The sequence below is a fragment of the Sphingobium mellinum genome (assembly GCF_037860795.1).
Lineage (GTDB): Bacteria > Pseudomonadota > Alphaproteobacteria > Sphingomonadales > Sphingomonadaceae > Sphingobium > Sphingobium mellinum.
Genome location: NZ_JBANRK010000001.1, coordinates 19,170 through 43,287 on the forward strand (window position 1 = coordinate 19,170; position 24,118 = coordinate 43,287).

Below are 24,118 nucleotides of genomic sequence, written 5' to 3' on the forward strand. Positions count from 1 at the left end.
AGTTTCGCGCCTGTCAGCCCCTTCTTGCAGCTTGATTTGTCGCGAGCGCGTGCGCGCGCGAGGGGTGACAGATTTGTTTCGCTCGGCTAGTGCATCAGCAACGAAACAGTTCCATCCAAAAAGAGAATCGCTTTGACCGACGAGACTGCCCTCGCCGACCCTTCGGACATCAGCCCCATCTCCATCGTGGAGGAGATGAAGGCGAGCTATCTCGACTATGCCATGTCGGTCATCGTCGCCCGCGCCCTCCCTGACGTGCGCGACGGCCTTAAGCCTGTGCATCGCCGCATTCTGTTTTCGGCTCATGAATCGGGATTCACCTACAACAAGCCCTATCGCAAGTCGGCGCGCATCGTCGGTGACGTGATCGGTAAATATCACCCGCATGGTGACAGCGCGATCTATGACGCATTGGCGCGGATGACGCAGGACTGGTCGATGCGCGTCCCGCTGATCGACGGGCAGGGGAATTTCGGTTCCATGGACCCCGATCCGCCTGCAGCGATGCGCTATACCGAAGCGCGCCTCGCCAAAGTGGCCAATGCCCTGCTCGATGATCTCGACAAGGACACTGTCGACTTCCAGCCCAACTATGACGCCTCGGAAAGCGAGCCGCAGGTTCTGCCCGCGCGCTTTCCGAACCTGCTGGTCAATGGCGCTGGCGGCATTGCGGTCGGCATGGCGACCAACATCCCGCCGCACAACCTTGGCGAAGTGATCCGCGCCTGCCTCGCCTATATCGACAATCCGGCGATCAGCGTGGACGACATCATCCAGATCGTCCCCGGGCCCGATTTCCCGACGGCGCCGCTCATTCTCGGCCAGTCGGGCGCGCGGAGCGCCTATCACACCGGGCGCGGCTCGATCATGATGCGCTCGCGTTACAAGATCGAGGAAGGGCGCGGCGACCGCCAGTCGATCGTGCTGACCGCCATCCCCTATCAGGTCGGCAAGAACGGCCTTGTCGAAAAGATCGCCGAAGCGGCCAAGGACAAGCGGATCGAAGGGATCAGCGACATCCGCGACGAATCGAACCGCGAAGGCGTGCGGATCGTCATGGATCTCAAGCGCGACGCCACGCCCGAAGTCGTCCTCAACCAGCTCTGGCGCAACACGCCCGCCCAGTCGAGTTTCCCGGCCAACATGCTCGCCATTCGCGGCGGGCGGCCCGAACTGCTCAATATCCGCGACATTATCGAGGCCTTCGTCAAGTTCCGCGAAGAGGTCATTACCCGCCGCACCAAATATGAACTCAACAAGGCCCGCGACCGCGCGCATATCTTGCTGGGCCTCGTCATCGCGGTCACGAACCTCGACGAAGTCGTGCGCATCATCCGTGGCTCCGCCAGCCCGGCGGAAGCGCGCGAAACGCTGCTCGCCCGCGACTGGCCCGTCGCGGAGATCGCGCCTTATCTGCGCCTCGTGGAAGCAATCGAAACTGAGGCCAGCGGCCACAGCTATCGGCTCAGCGACACCCAGGTTCGCGCCATCCTCGACCTGCGCCTGCACCGTCTGACCGCGCTGGGCCGCGACGAGATCGGGAATGAGCTTGCCGAACTCGCCACCGCCATCGCCGAATATCTCGCCATCCTCGGCGACCGTCAGAAGCTCTACGCGGTCATGCGCGAGGAGTTCGAGGCGATCGAACGCGACTTTGCCACCCCCCGCCTCTCGGAAATCACCGCCGCCGCCGACGGCATCGACGATGAAGACCTGATCGAGCGCGAGGAGATGGTCGTCACCGTCACGGTGCAGGGCTATATCAAGCGCACCCCGCTAGAGAGCTTCCGCGCCCAGGCGCGCGGCGGCAAGGGCCGCTCCGGCATGGCGACCAAAGATGAGGACGCGATCACCGAATTGTTCGTGACGTCCACGCACACGCCGGTCCTGTTCTTCTCGACCGCGGGCAAGGTCTATCGCATGAAGGTCTGGCGCTTGCCCGAAGGCGGCCCGGCGACGCGCGGCCGCCCGATGGTCAACCTGCTCCCGCTCGGACCCGGCGAAACGATCCAGACCGTGCTGCCGCTGCCCGAGGATGAGGAGAGCTGGAAGGACCTGCACGTCATGTTCGCGACCGCGAACGGCACCGTGCGGCGCAACAGCATGGACGCCTTCGCCAATGTGCCCAGCAACGGCAAGATCGCGATGCGCTTCGACGACGACAGCGAAGACCGTTTGATCGGCGTGGCGCTGCTGACCGAGGAGGATGACGTCCTCCTCGCCACCCGGCAGGGCAAGGCGATCCGCTTTCAGGCGACCGACGTGCGCGAATTCCAGAGCCGCACGTCAACCGGCGTGCGCGGCATGACGCTCAAGAAGGATGACGAGGTCATCTCCCTCTCCATCCTCACCCGCTCCGGCGCCAATCAGGAGGAGCGCGACGACTATCTCCGTTTCGCCCCGTGGAAGCCGGAAAAGGAAGGCGCGCCGCAGATGAGCGAGGAACGCTTCGCCGACCTCCAGGCGAAGGAACAGTTCATCCTCACCGTCTGCGCCAATGGCTATGGCAAGCTGTCCTCCGCCTATGACTATCGCCGCACCGGACGCGGCGGTCAGGGCATCACCAACATCGACAATATCGGCCGCAACGGCCCGGTCGTCGCCAGCTTCCCCGCGCGTCATGGCGATCATCTGATGCTGGTGACCGACCAGGCCAAGCTCATCCGTATGGGCCTCGACTCCCTGCGCGTCATTGGCCGCAACTCTGCGGGCGTGCGTCTCTTCAACGTGGCCGATGACGAACATGTCGTCAGCGCCGCGAAGATCGAGGAAAGCGATGAAGCTGAAGACGCGGCGGAAGCGGCGGCGCCCCCGGAATCTGGCGAGGCGTGACCGACCTCTTCGCCTACAAGATCCTGACGAAGGATCAGTATGACCAGTTCAAGGCCGACGGCACGTTCAAGGGCGCGCCCGTCGACCTCGCGGACGGCTATATCCACCTGTCCACCCGCGAACAGGCCGCCGAGACGGCGGCAAAGCATTTCGCGGCCCAGGACAATCTGGTGATGGTCATGGTCGACCTCGCCCCCTTCGGCGACACGCTCAAATGGGAAGAGTCACGCGGCGGCGCGCTGTTTCCTCACCTCTATGGCGACCTCCCTCTAAGCGCGGTCGCGGGCAAAGTGGTTTTGCGGCTGGACGAGCGGGGCAGACACCTGTTTCCGGCTGGTTTCTAGCTTTCGTTCGTTTCTGGCCGGCCTTCTCCGAACGTCACTGCCTGCGTTCGAATCGCCACTTGCGGGAAGCTTGACCCCGGCTCCCGGGTCTGCCCGACCTCATTCGAAACGAACGGTTCTATGATCGCCCCGCACCCGCTAAAGCCGCCCCATGTCCCGACTCGCCATCAAGATTTGCGGCCTCTCGACGCCTGATACTGTCGGTGCCGCCCTGCGCGCGGGCGCGACCCATCTGGGCTTCGTCCATTTCCCCAAAAGCCCCCGCCATGTCGAAGCCGCCCAACTGCGCGCCCTCACTGCATCGGTCCCTTCGCATGTCGAACGGGTCGCCGTCCTCGTCGATCCAACGGACGACATCCTCGCCGAAATTGCCTTGACGGACAGCGTCACCGCCCTCCAGCTTCACGGCAAGGAAAGCCCTGAACGCGCCGCCGCCATAGGCCACCGCTTCAATCTCCCCGTCTGGAAGGCCATCTCGGTCAAGACGCGCGCCGATATCGATGCCGCCCAAGCCTATGCCGGCGCCGTTGACCTGCTCCTCTTCGATGCCAAGACGCCGGACGGCGCGACGCTTCCCGGCGGCATGGGCCTGCGCTTCGACTGGACGCTGCTGCGCGGCGCACCCATATCCATGCCCTGGGGCCTGTCAGGCGGTCTTGGTATCGACAATCTCGCCGAAGCCATCCGGATCACCGGCGCGCCCCTCGTCGACGTGTCCTCGGGCGTGGAAAGCGCCCCGGGCATCAAGAGTGTGGACAAGATCATGGCCTTCTGTAATGCGGCGTCGAGATGTTGACGCAGATCGCCTTCCCAGAACACATCGCCCGTCGATGGCGTTGATCACTTGCCCAAGTGATCCCATCCATGCCTGACGAGAGTGAAGCGATGACCGATAGCATTACCCTGCCCAACAGCCTGCGTTCGCAGCCCGACGCGTCCGGCCATTTCGGCGCCTTTGGCGGCCGCTACGTTGCTGAAACGCTGATGCCGCTGATCCTGGAGCTGGAAAAGGTCTATAAGGAAGCCAGGCAGGACCCGGCCTTCGACGCCGAATTTTCCGAACTGCTGCACTCCTATGTCGGCCGCCCCAACCCGCTTTATTACGCGAGCCGCCTGACCGAGGCCCTTCGCGCCGACGCCGCGCCGGGCAAGGGCGCAAAAATCTACCTCAAGCGCGAGGAGTTGAACCACACCGGCGCGCACAAGATCAACAATTGTATCGGCCAGGCCCTGCTCGCCCGCCGCATGGGCAAGAAGAAGGTCATCGCCGAAACCGGCGCAGGCCAGCATGGCGTCGCCACGGCGACCGTCGCCGCGCTGTTCGGCATGGAATGCAAGATCTTCATGGGCGCGAAGGATGTCGAACGGCAGAAGCCGAACGTTTTCCGCATGAAGCTGCTGGGGGCTGAGGTGATCCCGGTCGTCTCGGGCTCGCAGACGCTCAAGGACGCGATGAACGACGCCCTTCGCCACTGGGTCTCCAACGTCCACGACACGTTCTACATCATCGGCACGGCCGCCGGCCCTCATCCCTATCCCGAACTGGTGCGCGATTTTCAGTCGATTATCGGCAAGGAAGCGCGGGCGCAGATCCTGGAACTGGAAGGCCGGCTGCCCGACATGCTGATCGCGCCCGTCGGCGGCGGCTCCAACGCCATCGGCCTGTTCCACCCCTTCCTGGACGACCCGGACGTCAAAATGATCGGCGTGGAAGCCGCGGGCGAGGGACTTCAGGGCAAGCATGCCGCGTCGCTTGCCGGCGGCAAGTCGGGGGTGCTGCACGGCAACCGCACCTATCTGCTGCAGGACGATGACGGGCAGATCACCGAAGCCCACAGCATTTCCGCCGGCCTCGACTATCCCGGCATCGGTCCCGAACATAGCTGGCTGCACGATATCGGCCGCGTCGACTATATGCCGATCACCGATGACGAGGCGCTGGCCAGCTTCCGCAATCTCTCCGCGCTCGAAGGCATCATCCCCGCGCTCGAATCCGCCCACGCCATCGCCAGCGCGGAAAAGGTCGCGCCGACCCTGGACGCGCACCAGATCCTGATCGTCAATCTCTCTGGCCGTGGGGACAAGGACATCTTCACCGTCGCCAGCGCCCTGGGTGTCGAAATATGACCGCTGATCGCCTCGCCACCCGCTTCGACGCTTGCAGGAAAGCCGGCCGCGCCGCCCTCATCACTTTCGTGACGGCGGGCGATCCGACCGTTGCCGCTACGCCCGCCATTCTCGACGCGCTGGTAGCGGGCGGGGCCGACATCATCGAACTCGGCATGCCCTTTACCGATCCGATGGCGGATGGCCCCGCGATCGAACTGGCGAACCTGCGCAGCCTCGGGTCGGGCACGAAGACCAGGGATATCTTTCAGCTCGCCACAACCTTCCGCGCGCGCCACCCGCATGTTCCCCTGATCCTCATGGGCTATGCCAACCCCATGCTGGTGCGCGGGTCCGAATGGTTCGCCGACCAGTGCAGGCAAGCAGGCGTGGATGGCGTCATCTGCGTCGATGTCCCGCCCGAGGAAGACGGCGAGATCGGCCCTGCTCTGCGCGCGGCCGGCATTCACCTCATCCGTCTCGCGACGCCGACCACCGATGCCGTGCGCCTCCCCGCCGTCCTCAACGGCGCCAGCGGCTTCCTCTATCATGTCGCGGTCGCTGGTATCACCGGCAAGCAGCAGGCGGCGCAAGCCGCCGTCGAACTGGCGGTCGCCAAACTCAAGGCCGCTACCGACCTGCCGATCGCGGTGGGCTTCGGCGTCCGCTCCGCCGATCAGGCCGCCGCCATCGGCCGCGTCGCTGATGGCGTGGTCGTCGGCTCCGCCATCGTCGACATTGTCGGCTCGCACGGCGATGCCGCCGCGCCCTTCGTCCAGGAATTCGTCGCCGCGCTCAGCGCCGCACTCAAAGCCAACAGCCCCCATTTCCGGGAGACCGCAGCATGAGCTGGATCAACCGCGTCCGAAAGGCCATCCCCTTTATCGCGAAGAAGGAAACCACGGCCGAGACGTTGTGGCACAAATGCCCGTCCTGCACCGAGATGATCTTCATCAAGGAGTGGGAGGACAATCTCTCGGTCTGCCCGCGCTGCGACCATCACGGCCGCATCGGTCCGTCGGAGCGGTTCGAGCAGATCCTCGATCCCGGCTTCATCCTTCTTCCCACGCCCGCCGTGCAGGAGGACCCGCTCAAGTTCCGCGATTCCAAACGCTATCCCGATCGCCTGCGCGCCGCCCGCGTACAGACCGGGGATCAGGACGCGCTCATCAACGCGCGCGGTGCGATCGACGACGTGCCGCTGGTGATGGGCGTCCAGAATTTCGCCTTCATGGGCGGATCGATGGGCATGGGCGTCGGCGCCGCCTTCATCCAGGGCGTCAACGAAGCCATCGGCCATCGATGCCCTTATGTCATCTTCACGGCCGCTGGTGGCGCGCGCATGCAGGAAGGCATCCTGTCGCTGATGCAGATGCCGCGCTCCACCGTCGCCATCCAGAAGCTGCATGCAGCCGGGCTGCCCTATATCGTCGTGCTCACCGACCCGACGACCGGCGGCGTGACGGCCAGCTATGCGATGCTGGGCGACGTCCAGATTTCCGAACCCAACGCCCTCATCGGCTTCGCCGGCCAGCGCGTCATCGAAAGCACGATCCGCGAAAAATTGCCGGATGGGTTCCAGCGCGCGGAATATCTGCTGGAACATGGGATGATCGACATGGTTGTCCATCGCAGCGAGCTGCGCGACACGCTGGCGCGGGTGATCGGCTATCTGGCGCCGCGCGCTGCCGCCTGACCGCTCGCTCAAAAGGATCTAAAGGGCCATGCCCGACCACGCCGTCTCGGACGATCCCGGCGTCCAGGCCCAGCTGGACCGGCTGACGATCCTGTCACCCGGCGCCGATATATTGGGCCTCGACCGCGTCACCCGCCTGATGGGCCGCCTCGGCAATCCGCACCGTTCGCTGCCGCCGATCTTCCACGTCGCGGGCACCAATGGCAAAGGCTCGACCTGCGCCTTCCTCCGCGCCGCGCTTGAGGCCGATGGCAAGAGTGTCCACGTCTTCACCTCCCCCCATCTCGTCCGCTTCAACGAACGCATCCGCCTGAACGGCCAACTCATCAGCGACGAAGCGCTCGCCCAGTATCTCCAGCGCGTCCTCGACGTCGCCGAAGGGGTCGGCGCCAGCTTCTTCGAGGTCACCACCACCGCCGCCTTCCTCGCCTTTGCCGAACATCCCGCCGACGCCTGCATCCTCGAAGTGGGCCTGGGCGGCCGCCTCGACGCGACCAACGTCATCGACAATCCGCTCGTCTGCGGCATCGCCCAACTCGGCCTCGATCATCAGAGCTTTCTTGGCGACACGCTGAAAGCCATTGCCGCCGAAAAGGCCGGCATCGCCAAGCCGGGCGCGCCGCTCGTCACGCAGCGCTATCCCGAAATCCTCTTCCCCGTCATGCAGGAGGCGGCCGACCGCGCCGGCACGGTCTGGCACCCGATGGGCAAGGATTGGGACGCCGCCGCCTATCGCGGTCGCCTTCACTATCGCGACGAGCAGGGCCGCATCGACACCCCGCTCCCGCGCCTGCCCGGCGCGCATCAGGTGCAGAATGCCGCCCTCGCCTTCGCCATGCTGCGCCACCAGAGCGCCCTGCCGATCAGCGACGCCGCGCTGAAGGCCGCCCCCCTGTGGGCGCACTGGCCCGCGCGGCTTCAGCATCTCGACCACGGGCCGCTGCTTGGCCCCCTCCCCCCCGAAAGCGAAGCCTGGCTCGACGGAGGCCATAATGCCGGCGCCGCCGAAGCGATCAGCGCCTTCTTCTCTCCGGATCGACTGCCGGGGCGCAAGCTGACGCTCGTCATCGGCATGCTCGCCAACAAGGATGTCGACGCCTATCTCGCCCCCTTCGCCGGTCGCGTCGAACATATCCACGCCCTGCCTGTCCCGGGCCACGATCATCATCCCGCCGACCGCTTCGCCGCCATCGCCGCGCGCTGGGGGATAGGCTGCTCCGCCCACGCCACGCCCACCGAAGCGATCGCCGCCATCGCCGCCGAGCGCCATACCCAGCCGCCGCACCTGCTTATCGCCGGCTCGCTCTACCTGGCCGGCGAGATTTTGCGACTGAACGGGCAATATCCCGACTGAATTATTCTTGCGAATGAATATCAATAGCGTAATCTGCCGTCCGTCACGATAACGGATGAAGGCGCCCCCGCAGATGATTCACCAGGAAACACCCCGTCTCGCTCTCCTCCCCCGTCCCGTGCCGAGCGGGTATGGCCACCGCCTCTGTCTCTACGTCCTGCGCCGCATGGCCACCGCCGGGGTCAACGACGCGCATGCCGTAAACGCCATGATCGGCGCCTTCGGGCGCAGCTATCGACGGCCGCTGGTGCTGATGCGCGCCATGATGCTGGAACTGGCGCGCTCGGCGCGGCACAAGATATTGGTCGCGCCGTGCTGCTGCGCGCGCATGACCGGCGACGAAGCCGCGCTGATGCAGGCGATCGGGACCGCGCTCGCCCAACCCGACGACGCCTTTACCCGATTGACCGGCCTGCTGCGGAGCGACGATGCGCTCGGCGCGCTCACCTGCCTCCAGGCCGTAGCGCAGGCCCACGCCGATCTCGGCCGCCCGCTGGATCTCTACGCCGGCTGATCCGCCTCGTCCGTCGCCGCGCTGCCGACGCTGGTCTCCACCAGCCCGGCCCGCATCATCAGCCAGAACAGCAGGATGCCCGGCATGGCCAGCACCGTCGTCAGCAGATAGAAGTCGGCATAGCCGAACCGTTCGATCAGCGCCCCGGCCGTCGTCCCGGTCAGGAACCGTCCGACGATGCTCGCCGCCGCCGATATCATCGCATATTGCGCGGCGGTAAAGCGCAGATCGCACAGGGCGGAGAAATAGGCGACCACCGCGACCCCGCCGATCCCGCTCGAAAAATTCTCGAACCCGATCGCGCCCGCCATGCCGATATTGCTCTTCCCCACCGCCGCCAGCGCGGCAAAGCTGAAATTGGACACCGCCATCAGCACCAGGCTGATCAGCACAGAGCGTTTGAGCCCCAACCGCGTGTACAGCATGCCGCCCACGAAAATGCCGGCCAACAGGGCCCAGAAGCCCACCCCAACGTCATAGAGCGCGATTTCGTCATTGCTGTAGCCCAGGTCATTGAACAACAGCCGGAAGGTCAGGTTGGCCAGCGTGTCGCCAATCTTGTGAACGATGATGAACAGCAGCACGAGCAGCGCGCCCTTGCGCCGGAAAAAGTCGACGAACGGCCCGGTGATCGCCTGCACCAGTTCGCTGCCGCTTTTCCGCGCCGCAATCTCCCGGTGCCGGGGCGGCTCGCCGACGATCAGTGCCGCCGCCATGGCCGGCAGGGCAAAGAGCGAGCAGGCGAGATAGGCCACCGTCCAGTCCCAGTGCTGCGCCAGGATCAGTCCCAGCGCGCCCGCCGCCGCCGCGCCGATGCGCCAGCCATATTGTGACATGCCAGCGCCGACGCCCAGCTGATCGGGCCGCAATATCTCGATGCGATAGCCGTCGATGATGATGTCGAAGGTCGCGCCCGCAATGCCCAGCAGGATCGCCGCGCGCACAGTTCCCATCAGGTCGGCGCCCGGGTCGACCAGCGCCAGATTGACCACCGCCGCCATCACCAGCAGCCCCGCCAGCAGCATCCAGGACAGGCGCTGGCCCAGCCGGTGCAACAGGGGCAACCTTACGCCCTCGACCATCCAGGCCCACAGCCATTTGAGATTATAGGCCAGCAGCACCAGGCTGAAGGCGGTCACGCTCTTCTTGTCGATCCCGTCCTGCGCCAGCCGGGACGCCAGGTTCGCGCCGATCATGGCGAAAGGAAAGCCGGAGGAGATACCCAGGAACAGCGCCGCCAACGGCGCCTTTTCCACATAGGGTTTCACCGCGTCCAGCCAGCTCCGGGTGCCCACGGCGATGTCAGTCATGAAAAGGAGCGCCCCCGGCGGTTGTCATTGCCGCCCAGCATATGGGCAAATGCGGCGGAAACAAGCCTGTGCGCCATGCCAACGCATTCGCATGTCGGCATCTTCTGCGCCTCATGCTCTGCGGCGCCACGCCTTATCATGACGAAGTCGAACTAAATGCCCGCTGGCTCGTTTCAGTCACAGGCAAAAATGGAGGTCTATCATGCGTAATGCTCTTATGGTGGCGGCGGCCTTGGCTGCAGCGGTAAGCGTTGGCGGCTGTTCGCGCGAAACGACGCGATCGGGGCTGCGCGGCGCCGGAATCGGTGCGGTCGGCGGCGCGGTGGCAGGCGCGATCATCCCTGGTCTTGGCGTTGCCGAAGGCGCTGCGATCGGTGCCGCCGGTGGCGCGGTCGTGGGTGCGGCGACATCGGAAAATCGCCGGTGGGAGCGTGATCGCAGAGGCCGCGAATATTATATCGATCGCTACGGCAATCGGGTTTATCGCTAAGATCCTCTGACATTCAGTCCAGCTCGGGTCTGGCAGGCGCCTTCGCCTTGTCGGAGCGCGGCATGCTGCGAAATTCGGCATCTGCGGGCCCGGCAGGACTGAACGTCGACGGGTCTGGCGCGGCGCCCTTTGGCGCAGGTCAATGGCATGGCGGGCTTTGAAGCGCAGCGATGGCGTAGGCCGGAACGGTTGGCCTGTGGGGTCGCGGCGCTTCTTGTGACAATGCTGATTGGCTATGCATTGGTTATGGGACTGCGCGCCGCGCCGCTGTTGCGGGCGCTCGCCGACGACTCCCCGCTCGCCCTGTTCAATCTGAAGCCCCCGCCGCCCAAACGGCCCGACGCTGTGCAGCCGCCCAAGCCGCGCGCCCCCCGCCATGAAGGTGGTGGGCACCCCGCTCCCGCCGCGCGCACTCGCGCGATCAAAGCGGACAGACCGCCTCCGGCGCGAATTATATCACCCCCGCCGCTGATACCGCTCCCGCAACCCATCGCCCCGCCGACTGCACCGGTTGCGGGCGGCGGCGCTGGAACCGGCGATACCGCCGACGGCGCGGGCGCCGGCGGACAAGGGAACGGAACAGGATCGGGCGGCAGCGGCCGGGGCACAGGGAGCGGCGAAGGCGATGGCGGCTCGTTCGCACACGCGCGACAGACCGATGGACGGTTCCGCAATTCCGACTTCCCTCCGTCCGTAAAGGGCGCCGGACGCCTGAAAATCGGGGTCCGCTATGCCATCGGCCCGTCCGGGCGCGTCGACAGGTGCGACATCATAGAATCAAGCGGCTATGGCGAAGTGGATGCCATGACCTGCCGGATCATCATGGAACGCTACCGCTTCCGCCCGGCCCGCGATCCCGACGGCTACCCGGTGACGGAAGTCCGGGAGGAGGATTATCGCTGGCGAGTCCATTGAACCCGCCATCCAGCCGCCCTCCTTGCGCGACGTGCGGACAGGTGCGCGATCACCCCGCTGGCGTTTTACCGTCGAACAATTGCAGCCCCGCCGGAAAGCGCGGCGGCTCGCGTCCCTGCAACGCCGCCTCGACCACCTTGATCGCCGCCACCAGATCCCGCGGCAGATAGGGTTTGGCAAGGCAGCCGACGGCTATTTCATGCGCGTCGACAGGGCAGGCGCCTGTCACGAACAGCACCGGCAGCCCGCGACCATGGGCATAACGTGCCACGTCGATGCCGTTCTTGTCGCCATGCAGGGCAATATCGGCGATCACCAGATCGACCGCTTCCTCCTCCATCACGCTGATGGCATGGTCATAATCATCGACCGTAGCCACGACGCGATAGCCGGCCTGCTCCAGCCCATGCTCATTGTCGAACGCGACCAGCGGTTCGTCCTCCACCACCAGGACGCTGCGGATCGCCCTGCGCGAGCGCTTCAGCGTGGATTCCCCTTTGACAAGCCCGAAAAACATTTGCCGATCCGCCCCATTTGCGCCATTCAGCCCACAAACGCGCAACATCCCGCCCCGGTTGCGGAACGCGTGGCAACGCACCTCCGCATGGGCGACGGGACAGCACCATTCGTCACTTCAAGGCACGCCCGATATGGGAACGCCGCCGCTGCTTGAAAAGGAACATCCGCGTGGAACCGCCGAAAAAATCGGGACCCCCTCGCCGGGGAGGAGCCGGAGGCGTCAGGCGGCCGCCCGCTGGCAGGCCCGGTGCCGCCACCAGTCCCGGATCACGCCCCGCTCGCCCGCCCGCCCGCAAGAAGCCGGCCGTTCCCGCCAAGCCGGCCAATCCGCATCCCGCGCGGACCGCGGCAGCGTCCGGCGGCGCGCAGGAACCGCAGCGCATCGCCAAGCTGCTCGCGCGGGCCGGTGTTGCCTCGCGCCGGGAAATCGAACGGATGATCGAGGAAGGCCGCATCACCCTTCATGGCGACCCTGTCGCCACGCCCGCGACCCTGCTGACCTCGCTTCATGGCGTGGCGGTCGACGGCAATGCGGTGGCCGCCCCGGCGCCCGCGCGGCTGTTCCTCTTCCACAAGCCCTCTGGCTGCCTCACGACCGAACGCGACCCGCGCGGTCGGGCGACCATCTATGATCGGCTCCCCGCCGACTTGCCCCGAGTAATGCCGATCGGCCGGCTCGACATGACCACCGAAGGCTTGCTGCTGCTCACGACCGACGGCGAATTCAAGCGGCAGATGGAACTGCCCGCCACCGGTGTCCCGCGCACCTATCGCGCCCGCGCCTTTGGCGACATCAGCCAGGCGCAGCTTGAGGACCTGTTCGACGGGCTGGAGATTGACGGCATCCGCTATGGCCCGATCGAGGCCAATCTGGAACGGCGCACCGGTCGCAACCAGTGGATCGAAATGACCCTGACCGAAGGCAAGAACCGTGAAGTTCGTCGCGTGCTCGAACATCTCGGCCTGCAGGTCAGCCGCCTTATCCGCACCAGCTATGGGCCCTTCCACCTCGGTGAACTGGCTGTGGGCGCGGTCGAGGAGGTGCGCCAGCACGACCTCATCGTCTTCCGCAAAAGCCTCAAACCAACCAGATAGCGGCGTCCTGTTCGCCCTTGGCAGCCCGTTGAAACGCATTCCTGTTCATATGAGCCATCCATGAGAATCATCGCAGGCCAGTGGAGGGGCCGCCCCCTCCTTGCTCCCAAGGGTGACGCCACCCGCCCGACCGCGGATCGCACGCGCGAAACGCTCTTCTCCATGCTGCTGAGCCGGATCGGATCGTTCGAAGGTCTGGCTGTGGGCGACTTCTTTGCCGGCTCGGGCGCGCTGGGCTTTGAAGCCCTGTCGCGCGGCGCGGCCACCTGCCTGTTCGTGGAACAGGATCGCGCCGCCATCGACGTGATCCGCGCCAATGGCGACAAATTCGGCCTACGTCCCGACATTCGGCAGGGGAGCGTCCTGTCGCTCGGCCCCGCAGCCAAAGCGCTGGACCTCATCTTCATGGACCCGCCTTATAACAGCGGCGCGGGCGCGGTGGCGCTGGACAAGCTCGCCCGCCTCGGCTGGACCGGCCCCGCCACCTGGATCAGCATCGAAACCGATCGCCGCGAGGATGTTGAGGTGAAGGGCTTCACCATCGACGCCGCCCGCGACATCGGCAAGGCGCGACTGACGTTACTCCGAAGCGAAAGCTGAACACCACGGCAGCCCTCTCCCTGTGAGGACGGGCTGGTGAAATCCCGCTCAGGCGGCCTCGGCATCCTCATAGGCCTGCGCTTCCTTGCCGATCAGGATATCGGCCAGGAACCAATAGGCCTTGCCCCACGCGTCCAGTACCGCGTCGGTCGCGACTTCAGGACCCAGAACATCGCGGATCGCAGGGAGCAGGGCCGCCGCCACCTTGGGATAATGTTCCGCCTTCACGCCCGTTTCGACATGACGCTGCACCATGCGCTCAACCGCGCCGCCCAGCGCCTGCAACTTGTCGATATTTTCCGCATATCCCAGGATCGCCGCCGCCAGCCGCCTGGGCTGCTCACCGCTTTCTTGCGCGGCCTGATCGAACATGTCCTTGATCGACGCATCCTCGAACAACCGCTCGTACATGGCGGTGGTGATGGCGACGCCATGCTGCCGCAACGCGGGCGCGGTGGCCTTGACGATGGCGATGGTGTCGGCGGTCAGCTGGTTCATGGATGCACCCCTCTTGGCTGGAGACTCGGTGAAGGTGCATTTACGATGCATGATTGAACATGTAAACTGGATACATGTTTTGAAAATACAACGCCGCTCTATTAACGACTTCGCTCATGCAATTGACCCGCCACACCGACTACGCCCTGCGCGTCCTCATCCACCTCGCCGTATCGCCGACCAACCGCGCGACCATCGGCGAGATCGCGGACGCCTACGGCCTCTCGCGCAATCATCTGATGAAGGTGGTTCATCAACTCGGCCAGGGCGGCTTTCTCGACACCCAGCGCGGCCGCAACGGCGGCTTCAGCCTCGCCCGGTCCCCGGACCATGTCACAGTGGGCGCCGTCATTCGCCACACCGAACCCGACATGAACCTCGCCGACTGCGGCAACTGCCTGCTGCGCCCCGCCTGCGGACTTTCAGGCATATTGAAGGCGGCAACCGCCGCCTTCCTCGCCGTCCTCGACCGGCACAGCCTGGCCGATGCGGCGAGGGACAAAGCCGGGCTCGCAGCGCTGATCGCCGCGCTCCCCGGCCCCGCCCCTTCATCTAGCGATGGCGACGATGCGTCATCTTCTTCATGCCCCGAGCCTCGCCCGGATTGATGCAGCTGTCCTGCACCGTCTTGCTGCACAGCGGATAGTTTTTGGCCTCCGCCGGCGGAGGCGTCATATTGCCACCCACGGTGACGGGGTTCGCCGAACTCCCGACAGGCGCTGTTGCATCCTTGGGCACCCCGGCCGGCGCGGGCGCCATGCCCGGGTCAGACGGCACAGCACCGCTCGGCTGTCCCGCGTTGGGATCAGCAGGCGTAGCGGGCATGGCCGGATCACCGGCAGGGTTGCCAGCCGCTGGAGGCTGGGACATTGTGCCCTGTGCGTCCTGGGCGATCGCAACGCCTGTTACGCCACTGGCGAAAGCCAGCATCGCGGCACCTGCAAGCATGATCGATTTCATCGGGATCGTCCTTTCCTTTTTCTCGCCCCTCTCGTCATTCGAGCCGCAATAGAACCGGAACGGTGACGCAGCCGTTCCATCCCGACGACGAGCCGTGCCGAACCCGCCGTGAGACGAAGTGCCAAAATGCCGCGCCGGGAATGGCTAACCGCGAGGAGCCCGCCCGGCGGCCCATTTCGCTTGCTTCAGTCCTCCTTTGTTCTCATAGGTCGATCCTTAGCCACAAGGTTGCCACGGCCTTGTCCACCTTCCCAGCGCTCCCTAGTTGTAGCCAATGACCCTGCCTGCCCCCTCACCAGACGATCCTCCGTATCTTCAGGGTTTGAACGAGCCCCAGCGGGAAGCGGTGCTAACGACCGAAGGGGCGGTGCTGGTCCTCGCTGGCGCCGGCACCGGCAAGACGGCGGCGCTGACGGCCCGGCTCGCGCATCTGATCGCGACGCGACGCGCCTATCCTTCCGAAATCCTGGCTGTCACCTTCACCAACAAGGCGGCGCGCGAAATGCGCGAGCGCGTCGGCCGAATGATCGGTCCGGCGGTCGAGGGCATGCCCTGGCTTGGCACTTTCCACGCCATCGCCGCCAAGATGCTGCGTCGCCACGCCGAGCTGGTCGGGCTGCAGTCCAACTTCACCATCCTGGACACCGACGACCAGCTCCGCCTGATGAAACAGTTGATTCAGGCTGAGGGTATTGACGAAAAACGCTGGCCAGCAAGGCAACTCGCCGGCCTTATCGATCAGTGGAAGAACAAGGGCCTGACGCCAGAGGAAATCGGGGCGGGCGAAAGCGAAGGCTACGCAAACGGCATGGGGCAGAAGCTCTACGCCGCCTATCAGGCCCGGTTGCGTGACGTGAATGGCTGCGACTTCGGGGACTTGCTGCTTCACGTTCTGACCATTTTGAAGCGCCATCGCGACGTTCTGGAAAGCTACCAACAACGCTTCCGCTACATCATGGTGGACGAATATCAGGACACCAATTCCAGCCAGTATCTCTGGCTGCGCCTGCTTGCCCAGACGCGGAAGAATATCTGCTGCGTTGGTGACGACGATCAGTCCATCTATTCATGGCGCGGCGCAGAGGTCGCCAACATCCTGCGGTTCGAAAAGGATTTTCCCGGCGCCAGGATCGTCCGCCTGGAACAGAATTACCGATCGACGCCGCACATCCTGGGCGCGGCGTCAGGCGTCATCGCCGAGAACGGCAACCGTCTCGGCAAAACGCTCTGGACCGACATCGACGTGGGCGAGAAGGTCCGTGTCGTCGGCGTCTGGGACGGGCCGGAGGAAGCCCGCCGCGTGGGCGAGGAGATCGAGTCGATCGAGCGGGCCGGCCGATCGCTGGAAGAGATCGCCATCCTCGTCCGTGCACAGCACCAGACCCGCGAATTCGAAGACCGCTTCATCCAGATCGGCCTGCCCTACCGCATCGTCGGCGGCTTCCGCTTCTACGAGCGAGCCGAAATCCGTGATGCGCTGGCCTATTTGCGCCTCGTCAACCAGCCAGCCGACGACCTCGCCTTCGAGCGGATCGTCAACATGCCCAAGCGGGGACTCGGCGACAAGGCGCTCGAAAAGCTCCATCGCCTCGCCAGAGCCGAAGGGACTCCGCTGGCGCTGGCGGCCGCGCGCATCCTCGACACCGATGAGATGACGCCGCAGGCCCGCCGGTCATTGGGCGCCTTCATCGGCGATCTCGCTCGCTGGCGCGACCGCGCGGCGCAACTGCCTCATGCGGAACTTGCCCGGCAGATTCTGGACGAGAGCGGCTATACCGCCATGCTTCAGGCGGAACGAACCGCGGAAAGCGCGGGACGGCTGGAAAACCTCAACGAACTCACCCGCGCGATGGAGGAATATGAGACGCTAGGCGCGTTCCTTGAGCATGTCAGCCTTGTCATGGACAATGACGCCCAGCAGGATGAACGCAAGGTCACGATCATGACCATCCACGCCGCCAAGGGGCTCGAATTCGACACGGTCTTTCTCGCCGGCTGGGAGGAAGGCATCTTTCCCTCGCAGCGGGCGCTCGACGAGGGCGGCCTCAATTCGCTGGAGGAAGAGCGCCGCCTCGCCTACGTCGCGATCACCCGCGCCCGCAAGCTCTGCATCATCCTGCACGCGGCCAACCGGCGGATCTACGGCCAGTGGACCAGTTCCATTCCCTCGCGCTTCGTCGGCGAATTGCCGCCCGAACATGTGGAGGAAGAAAGCAGCATGGCGGGGGGCGCCTCCCTTTGGCGAGCAAATTGGTCGGAACGAGCCGACCCCTTCGCCAATGTGCAGCGCGGCAACGGCCGGGGGCCGGGCTGGCAACGCGCGCAGCAGAGCGGGCAGTTCACCCGAGAACCCGTCCGTATCGTGGAGGCGCGAGCGTCAGCGGTATCGCTGGGCAACAAGGGACGAGACGATATGAGCGTCGGGCTGCGCGTGTTCCACCAGAAGTTCGGCTACGGCACGGTCGCCGAGATCGAGGGCAACAAACTGGAAATCGATTTTGAGACCGCCGGGCGGAAGCGCGTCATGGACAGCTTTGTCCAACCGGCCTGACGTTTGCCTCCGGATCAAAAAAAGGCCGACCCCAAGAGGCCGGCCCGGAAGTTTTTAGGAGAGGATGCCTGAAAGGCCCCTTCTATGTGCGCTGCAACAAATTTTTCTGCAATTGCGAAATGCTCATCTCTGTTGCAACCTTTGCAACCTAAGCGACGGACGCTCAGCGCGTGAGTTTCTTGTAGGCAAGGCGCGTGGGTCGATCGGCCGCGTCACCCAAACGGCGGCGCTTGTCCTCTTCATACATTTCGAAATTGCCCTCGAACCATTCGACATGGCTGTCACCTTCGAACGCCAGAATGTGGGTCGCGAGGCGATCCAGGAAGAAGCGGTCGTGGCTGATGACCACGGCGCAACCAGCGAAATTCTCGATCGCTTCTTCAAGCGCCGCCAGGGTTTCGACGTCGAGGTCGTTGGTCGGTTCGTCGAGCAGCAACACGTTGCCGCCCTTCTTCAGCATCTTGGCGATATGGACGCGATTGCGCTCACCGCCCGACAGCTTGCCGACATTCTTCTGCTGGTCCTGCCCCTTGAAGTTGAAAGCGCCCACATAAGCGCGCGTCGACATGTCGTGGCCGTTGACCTTTACATAGTCCAGCCCGTCGGACACTTCTTCCCAAACATTCTTCGACGGGTCGAGATGATCGCGGCTCTGGTCGACATAGCCAAGGCGCACGGTCGAACCGATATCGATCTCACCAGAATCCGGCGTTTCTTGTCCGGTAATGATCTTGAACAGGGTCGACTTGCCCGCGCCGTTCGGCCCGATCACGCCGACAATGCCGCCCGGAGGCAGCATGAAGGAGAGGTTTTCGAACAGCAGCTTGTCGCCATAGGCCTTGCTGATATTCTTCGCCTCGATCACCTTGCCACCCAGACGCTCGGGCACCTGGATGACGATCTGCGCCTTGCCGGGCGTGCGGTTCTCTTGGGCGGCGACCAGTTCCTCGAACTTCTTGATGCGCGCCTTGGACTTGGTCTGGCGGCCTTTGACGCCGGCCCGAATCCACTCCAGCTCGTCCTTAATCGCCTTCTGGCGGCCGGATTCCTCACGGGATTCCTGATCCAGACGCTGCGCCTTCTTTTCCAGATAGGTGGAGTAATTGCCCTCATAGGGGAAATATTTCCCGCGATCGAGTTCAAGAATCCAGCCCACGACATTGTCGAGAAAATATCGGTCGTGGGTGATCATCAGCACCGCACCGGCATATTCCTTCAGGTGGTTTTCCAGCCACTCGACGCTTTCCGCATCGAGATGGTTGGTCGGTTCGTCGAGCAGCAGGATGTCCGGCTTCTGGATCAACAATCGGGTAAGGGCGATCCGGCGCTTTTCACCGCCCGACAAGCTGTCGACGGGCCAGTCCGACGGCGGGCAGCGCAGCGCTTCCATCGCGATTTCGAGCTGGTTGTCGAGCGTCCAGCCATCGACCGCGTCGATCTGCTCCTGCAACGTGCCCATTTCCTCCATCAGGGCGTCGAAATCGACGTCCTCCGGCGGATCGGCCATGATCATGCTGATCTCGTTGAAGCGGTCCATCTTGTCCGCAATCTCGCGCGCACCGTCCTTGACGTTTTCAAGCACGTTCTTGCTGGTATCGAGTTGCGGCTCCTGCGGCAGATAGCCGACCGTGATATTCTCGCCCGGCCAGGCCTCGCCGGTGAAATCCTTGTCGATGCCACCCATGATCTTCATCAGGGTCGACTTGCCGGCGCCGTTAGGGCCGACAATGCCGATTTTTGCTCCGCGATAGAATTGGAGATTGATGTTGCTCAGAACCGGTTTCTGGGCGCCGGGGAAACTCTTGGTCATGTTCTTCATGACGAAGGCATATTGAGACGAGGCGGACATGGCCGAAGCAACTCCGAAAGACTGAAGTGAAATTTGCCGCGGGTTAGCGGAGGCAGACGCCATTGGCAAATGGGTCCTGTCTGGCTAAGCCTTCATCCATGCAGAAAAACCGATCGGCCGCCATCGCGGCCATATTTGTCACCGGCATTCTGTCTTCTATCAGCTCGACTGCTGCTCAGGTCGACGATGCGGCCTGGCGTTTTGTCGAAGGACTCACCACTGAGATAGGACCTCGCCCCGCCGGCACTGCGCAAGAAGCACGCGCACGCGACTGGGCCGTTGACAGCCTCAAAGCGCTGGGCTTCTCCCAGGTACGCGCCGAGCCTTATGTGATGCCGGTATGGCAAAGGGACAAGGACGAGGTGGAGGTCATCTCTCCCTTTCCCCAGAAGCTGGTGCTGGCCGCGCTCGGCAACAGCGCCTCAACGCCCGCGAAGGGCATCTCCGGCGATATTATCTATTTCCCGACGCTCGCTGCGCTGGAAGCCGCCCCGGACGTTGCCGTCAGGGGCAAGATCGTCTTCATAGACCACGCCATGCATGCGACGCAGGACGGCTCCTCCTACGGCTATTTCGGCGCGACCCGTCGACAGGGACCCAGCATAGCGACACGCAAGGGCGCGATCGCCATTCTCATCCGCTCCATCGGCACGGACAATCATCGGCTGCCCCATAGCGGCGTCCAGATGTGGGCCGAAGGCGTCAAGCCCATCCCCGCGGCGGCCCTCAGCATTCCGGATGCCGACCAGCTCGGCCGCATCCTGGCGAGGGGCAAACCCGTCCGTGTGCATCTGACGCTCATCTCCCGACTTCTGAAGGACCAACCCTCCGGAAATGTCATCGCTGAAATCCCCGGGACCGATCCCGCAGCGGGCATCGTGCTCGCCGCCTGCCATCTTGACAGTTGGGACCAGGGCACTGGCGCCATCGACGATGCGGCAGGCTGCGGCATCATCGCGGCGGCCGCGCTGAAGGCGAGCGAAGACAAACCGCTGCGGCGGACGATCCGACTGTTGATGGCTGGAGCGGAAGAAGTGGGCGGTGACGGCGCGCGGGCCTATTTCGCGGATCATGGACAAGAGGGCCACGTCGCGGCACTGGAATCGGACTTCGGTGCTGACCGGGTCTGGCGGGTTGATTTCAAGCTGCCCGCCGCGCTCGAGCCACTCCGCCGCCGCATCACAGCCGGTCTCGCGCCGCTCGGCATTGCGCCCGGCACGTCGCCTGCCAACGGCGGATCGGACATAGAACCGCTTGTGAAGGCGGGCGTGCCGGTCGTCGATCTTCAGCAGGATGGTACCCGCTATTTTGACATCCACCACACCGCCGACGACACTCTGGACAAGATCGATTCCGCTCAACTTCAGCAAAATGTGGCAGCCTGGGCAATCGTGCTTCGCGAGATTGCGAACGCTCCGGAATCGCTGGCAATTAAGTGAACTTCTGTTGTAGACAACATTCCGTCGCGTGATTCCATCGCTTCACCGGCACAGAAAAGCATTGATTTGTGCAGCGCACACGTTAATGCGGGTCGCTCGCGTAGGTCATGTTTCATTGGCATGTCAGACGCGGCAATATGCTATGGGAGCCGTACACAATGAAGAAGATCGCTGTTGTTTTCGCTTCGGCCGGCCTGATGGCCCTCGCCGCTTGCGGTGAGAAGCCGGCCAACGAGACCGCGAACGCTTCGAACGCTGTTGTCGAAAACGTTGTCGAAAACGCTGCCAACGCTGCCGGCAACGCCGCGAATGCCGCCAACGCTGCTGCTGATAACGCAGCAAGCGCGGCGAACGCTGCTTCTAACGCTGCGAACGCCAAGTAATCTTCGCGTCAGCGAGAATTCAAGAGGGCGGGCCGTTGAACGGTCCGCCCTTTTTCTATGGGTGATATCGCCAGCATATTGGTTCGCCGCGATCCGCGAGCCTGTCGATCGGCTCCGCGCTTTGGATGCGGGATTCCTGGCGGCAACGACCGCCGGGAATGTCTACCCGACGGCCTCACACATCTCCCCGGGACAGTTGCAGATCGGAAAGCGGTTGATCCAGTTCGCCTGGGCGAAGCTACTCGCGACCAAGGCGGGCAGCATACCGATTAAGCGGCACGGGCCAAAAACGGTCGCATGCTGAGATAGCAGATTTTGCAGAAGGTTGGTCGGGGAGACAGGATTCGAACCTGCGACCCTCTGCTCCCAAAGCAGATGCGCTACCAGGCTGCGCTACTCCCCGACATTTGCGGCCTTAGCGGCGAAATATGCGAGCCGTCAATCGAACATCAGCCACCATAATCTCAACGTCACCGTCATGGGCGACTGGAATAGGTGAGTAGCCGCGCTGTTGCCCCGGAACAGACGAACGCCCCGCGATGTTTACCGCGCTCCATGGCAGAGCCGGGCGACAACTCAGCCCGCCCCGTCCGGAGAACGCCGCCCCGAGGCCCATAGCCCCGAGGACGGCGCCCCCTCTCCTCTACGGGAATGTCAGAGCGAATAGTCGATCTGCGCCCAGAATTTCTTCGTGTCGGCGTCTCCCGCAAAGCTGGCGATACCCTTGCGTTCATAGTCGGCATATTTGATGAGCCCGCTCAACCGCTTGTCGATCTTGAGCGTCACCTGCGCATCATATTCGTCGCCATAGTGGATCGACAGCCGGTCGCTGCTGAAATGGTGGAAGGTAAAAGACGCCACCAGCGGCCCCATCTTGCCGACCTTCGGCACCGTATATGCCGCGCCCGCATAATAGTCCTGAATGCCCGTGGCCGGGGTGATCAGAAACTTGTCTGCCCAACCGTTGAACTTATGCAGCGTCGCGAAGGGAGTCTGGAAGGCATAGCCCCCGGCGATCCCGGTCGCATGTGAGTCCGATCCCAGAAGTTCGTAGCCTGCGTTCAGCCTAAAAGCCGAAACGTCCACGCCCAGTTCTGCGGCAGCATAGTCTGCGGAATAAGCGACCGGGTTCTTGGCATAGTCGCTCTGGTGCGCATAGCTCGCGAGATAGCTGACCTTGACCATCTTGTTCAGCGGCAGAACGCCGGCAAAGCGCGCGCCATAGGTTTGGCTGCTGTTGCGACGCAGGGCAACAACTGCTTCGTCCTCATCGACCAGATACGCAAAGCCCGTCAGCGTCCCATATTTTGTCTTGTATGAAATGTTAGCGAAGACATCGTCGCCGTCGATCTGGGTCGGCCGATTGCTGGCCCCGAACTTGCCGCCGTCGATGCCCCAGATAGTGCGGGCGGATATGGCGTAGGTCATGTCGACCTTCAAATTCTTAATGCCCATATATTCGACGCGCACCGCATCGAACGTCTGTTCATTCTGGCGCCATCCGACGGAGCCGACAAAGCGCTGGTCGTCCAGGTTTATGCGCTGACGACCTACCGTGACTATCAAAGGCTTGGTCCGATACTGAAGCTGAACGCGATTGGCTTCAACATTCTCCGGGTCGGCGATGATCGGATAGAGCGCCTTTCCATTGACGCCGCTGTTATACCCTCCGTCGATCGCCAGCGTGCCTTCCGCCTCGGCCAGAAAGGCGAAGGGCCCGCTGGACAACTCGCCGCCGGCGCGCAGACGGATCGTCAGGGCCTCGGCGTCCCTGTCTTTGGTCAATGGCAAGGGTCCGTCCTGCTCTACCGTTTCATAACGAAGCCGTGCCTCGATAATGGGTTTCAGCGTAACATCCTGCGCCAGAACCGGTGCCGCGAACGTCGACAGAGCTGATGCGGACAACAGACAACAAAGCTTCTTCATGAATTCCCCTTTCTTGTGTACCCGATGGCTTGGGCCATTCTGGGCATCCTTGGTCCCGCCGCGACGGCGCGCAGCCAGCCCTCGCCGAAAGCGCGCCGCGGCGTGCGTGATGCGATGATGGCAAGCCGGAGCACATCTTCGCACCCACGGCAGAAAACCAATAAAAAAGCCGCCTGAACAAAGGTCGTTTAAGACCTGTCCGGGCGGCGTCTTTGCCATGCGATCGGTGATCGACCGCAGCCAGTTCCCGCCGTCAGCGACGGGTTCCGACCTATGTGCCGAAGCGACCCTGCTTCGACTGAAATGAAGCTGTCATCGATTTGACCGAGGCGCAAGCAAAATTATTGCGTTGCACAAAATGCAATCGCTCGCCGCCGTGGCCCACGCCTTGTCCCGAGGCTGTCCCCATGCGCAATGAAAGCGCAGCTTGCGCGAAGTCTCCTTGGGCGCCTGGGATGGTCTAACCGACATCGATATCGGGGACGGCTTGACGGCACTTCCCCTTTCGGCTGGTATTTTCGCTCGCCCGACGGAGAAAGCGATGATGACGCGATGGCCCGGCTATCGGCTCTGGAGCGTGCCGTCATCGCGATTTCGCACGGGCTCCCCAGCCGGATCATTCGCGGTATCTATCTCGCTTTGCCGCCCGACAAGGCCCTGGCATTGCCCGTCCCGCAGGACGCCGTGCAGCGCCGGACCGATGGACAGGTCACAGCGTTTCAGGCTTGACCGGCGCG

23 protein-coding genes and 1 tRNA gene are annotated in these 24,118 nt (G+C 63.8%); 17 read left to right on the top strand and 7 right to left on the bottom strand.

Translation table 11 applies throughout. The features are described 5' to 3' along the window. Positions 1-132: 132 nt before the first annotated feature. From gyrA to AAC640_RS00135, 8 genes are all read left to right on the top strand, one after another. Entirely contained in the window at positions 133-2,832 is a 2,700-nt protein-coding gene (gyrA, locus tag AAC640_RS00100) for a DNA gyrase subunit A (RefSeq protein ID WP_340264047.1), read from the top strand. After that, positions 2,829-3,176, top strand: coding sequence for a DUF952 domain-containing protein (locus tag AAC640_RS00105; protein WP_340264048.1), 348 nt, complete (start codon positions 2,829-2,831; stop codon positions 3,174-3,176). The genes gyrA and AAC640_RS00105 overlap by 4 nt, the downstream gene beginning before the upstream one ends. Before the next feature lie 151 nt (positions 3,177-3,327). Beyond that, on the top strand, positions 3,328-3,972 hold the full coding sequence (locus AAC640_RS00110; RefSeq protein ID WP_340264049.1) for a phosphoribosylanthranilate isomerase: 645 nt from the start codon (positions 3,328-3,330) through the stop codon (positions 3,970-3,972). An 89-nt stretch (positions 3,973-4,061) separates the two neighbouring features. After that, complete coding sequence (trpB, locus tag AAC640_RS00115) at positions 4,062-5,303, top strand: tryptophan synthase subunit beta (protein ID WP_340264847.1); 1,242 nt, start codon at positions 4,062-4,064, stop codon at positions 5,301-5,303. After that, positions 5,300-6,130, top strand: coding sequence for a tryptophan synthase subunit alpha (gene trpA, locus AAC640_RS00120; RefSeq protein ID WP_340264050.1), 831 nt, complete (start codon positions 5,300-5,302; stop codon positions 6,128-6,130). Before trpB ends, trpA begins: the two co-directional genes overlap by 4 nt. Beyond that, on the top strand, positions 6,127-6,978 hold the full coding sequence (accD, locus tag AAC640_RS00125; RefSeq protein WP_340264051.1) for an acetyl-CoA carboxylase, carboxyltransferase subunit beta: 852 nt from the start codon (positions 6,127-6,129) through the stop codon (positions 6,976-6,978). Before trpA ends, accD begins: the two co-directional genes overlap by 4 nt. A 28-nt stretch (positions 6,979-7,006) precedes the next feature. After that, entirely contained in the window at positions 7,007-8,332 is a 1,326-nt protein-coding gene (locus AAC640_RS00130; RefSeq protein ID WP_340264052.1) for a bifunctional folylpolyglutamate synthase/dihydrofolate synthase, read from the top strand. A 73-nt stretch (positions 8,333-8,405) separates the two neighbouring features. Next, the gene (locus tag AAC640_RS00135) at positions 8,406-8,846 is read left to right on the top strand and encodes a DUF6628 family protein (protein WP_340264053.1); all 441 of its coding nucleotides are present in this window, start codon (positions 8,406-8,408) and stop codon (positions 8,844-8,846) included. On the opposite strand, the gene AAC640_RS00140 is transcribed toward AAC640_RS00135, so the two are convergent. Next, positions 8,834-10,156, bottom strand: coding sequence for an AmpG family muropeptide MFS transporter (locus tag AAC640_RS00140; protein WP_340264054.1), 1,323 nt, complete (start codon positions 10,154-10,156; stop codon positions 8,834-8,836). The two genes, AAC640_RS00135 and AAC640_RS00140, sit on opposite strands and share 13 nt — an antisense overlap. A 202-nt stretch (positions 10,157-10,358) precedes the next feature. On the opposite strand from AAC640_RS00140, the gene AAC640_RS00145 reads away from it, so the two are divergent. Beyond that, entirely contained in the window at positions 10,359-10,646 is a 288-nt protein-coding gene (locus AAC640_RS00145) for a YMGG-like glycine zipper-containing protein (RefSeq protein ID WP_340264055.1), read from the top strand. Between the two features lie 222 nt (positions 10,647-10,868). After that, positions 10,869-11,561, top strand: coding sequence for an energy transducer TonB (locus tag AAC640_RS00150; RefSeq protein WP_340264848.1), 693 nt, complete (start codon positions 10,869-10,871; stop codon positions 11,559-11,561). A 49-nt stretch (positions 11,562-11,610) separates the two neighbouring features. On the opposite strand, the gene AAC640_RS00155 is transcribed toward AAC640_RS00150, so the two are convergent. After that, positions 11,611-12,078 (bottom strand): response regulator, encoded by a 468-nt coding sequence (locus AAC640_RS00155; RefSeq protein WP_340264056.1) that lies wholly within the window; start codon positions 12,076-12,078, stop codon positions 11,611-11,613. A 170-nt stretch (positions 12,079-12,248) separates the two neighbouring features. On the opposite strand from AAC640_RS00155, the gene AAC640_RS00160 reads away from it, so the two are divergent. Further along, on the top strand, positions 12,249-13,175 hold the full coding sequence (locus tag AAC640_RS00160) for a pseudouridine synthase (RefSeq protein ID WP_340264057.1): 927 nt from the start codon (positions 12,249-12,251) through the stop codon (positions 13,173-13,175). A 60-nt stretch (positions 13,176-13,235) separates the two neighbouring features. Beyond that, positions 13,236-13,775: a 16S rRNA (guanine(966)-N(2))-methyltransferase RsmD gene (gene rsmD, locus AAC640_RS00165; protein WP_340264058.1), complete on the top strand. Its 540-nt coding sequence runs from the start codon at positions 13,236-13,238 to the stop codon at positions 13,773-13,775. Between the two features lie 48 nt (positions 13,776-13,823). On the opposite strand, the gene AAC640_RS00170 is transcribed toward rsmD, so the two are convergent. Then, on the bottom strand, positions 13,824-14,273 hold the full coding sequence (locus tag AAC640_RS00170) for a globin domain-containing protein (RefSeq protein ID WP_340264059.1): 450 nt from the start codon (positions 14,271-14,273) through the stop codon (positions 13,824-13,826). Positions 14,274-14,389: 116 nt separating this feature from the next. Here AAC640_RS00170 and AAC640_RS00175 point away from each other — a divergent pair, with 116 nt between their 5' ends. Further along, positions 14,390-14,881: an RrF2 family transcriptional regulator gene (locus AAC640_RS00175; RefSeq protein ID WP_340264060.1), complete on the top strand. Its 492-nt coding sequence runs from the start codon at positions 14,390-14,392 to the stop codon at positions 14,879-14,881. Here AAC640_RS00175 and AAC640_RS00180 read toward each other — a convergent pair. After that, positions 14,826-15,233 carry a Fe-S oxidoreductase gene (locus AAC640_RS00180; RefSeq protein ID WP_340264061.1) on the bottom strand — a complete coding sequence of 136 codons (408 nt, stop codon included), beginning with the start codon at positions 15,231-15,233 and terminating at the stop codon, positions 14,826-14,828. The two genes, AAC640_RS00175 and AAC640_RS00180, sit on opposite strands and share 56 nt — an antisense overlap. Positions 15,234-15,507: 274 nt before the next feature. Here AAC640_RS00180 and AAC640_RS00185 point away from each other — a divergent pair, with 274 nt between their 5' ends. Further along, entirely contained in the window at positions 15,508-17,784 is a 2,277-nt protein-coding gene (locus AAC640_RS00185) for an ATP-dependent helicase (RefSeq protein WP_340264062.1), read from the top strand. A gap of 163 nt (positions 17,785-17,947) precedes the next feature. On the opposite strand, the gene ettA is transcribed toward AAC640_RS00185, so the two are convergent. Continuing rightward, complete coding sequence (ettA, locus tag AAC640_RS00190; RefSeq protein ID WP_340264063.1) at positions 17,948-19,633, bottom strand: energy-dependent translational throttle protein EttA; 1,686 nt, start codon at positions 19,631-19,633, stop codon at positions 17,948-17,950. A gap of 98 nt (positions 19,634-19,731) precedes the next feature. Here ettA and AAC640_RS00195 point away from each other — a divergent pair, with 98 nt between their 5' ends. Beyond that, positions 19,732-21,072, top strand: coding sequence for a M28 family peptidase (locus tag AAC640_RS00195; protein WP_340264064.1), 1,341 nt, complete (start codon positions 19,732-19,734; stop codon positions 21,070-21,072). 158 nt (positions 21,073-21,230) lie between these two features. Further along, complete coding sequence (locus AAC640_RS00200; RefSeq protein WP_340264065.1) at positions 21,231-21,455, top strand: hypothetical protein; 225 nt, start codon at positions 21,231-21,233, stop codon at positions 21,453-21,455. Between the two features lie 326 nt (positions 21,456-21,781). On the opposite strand, the gene AAC640_RS00205 is transcribed toward AAC640_RS00200, so the two are convergent. After that, positions 21,782-21,858 (bottom strand) — tRNA-Pro (locus AAC640_RS00205). Positions 21,859-22,109: 251 nt separating this feature from the next. Continuing rightward, complete coding sequence (locus AAC640_RS00210; RefSeq protein WP_340264066.1) at positions 22,110-23,381, bottom strand: alginate export family protein; 1,272 nt, start codon at positions 23,379-23,381, stop codon at positions 22,110-22,112. 552 nt (positions 23,382-23,933) lie between these two features. Between AAC640_RS00210 and AAC640_RS00215 the strand changes: the two genes are divergently transcribed. Further along, on the top strand, positions 23,934-24,110 hold the full coding sequence (locus tag AAC640_RS00215) for a hypothetical protein (RefSeq protein ID WP_340264067.1): 177 nt from the start codon (positions 23,934-23,936) through the stop codon (positions 24,108-24,110). Positions 24,111-24,118: the final 8 nt, after the last annotated feature.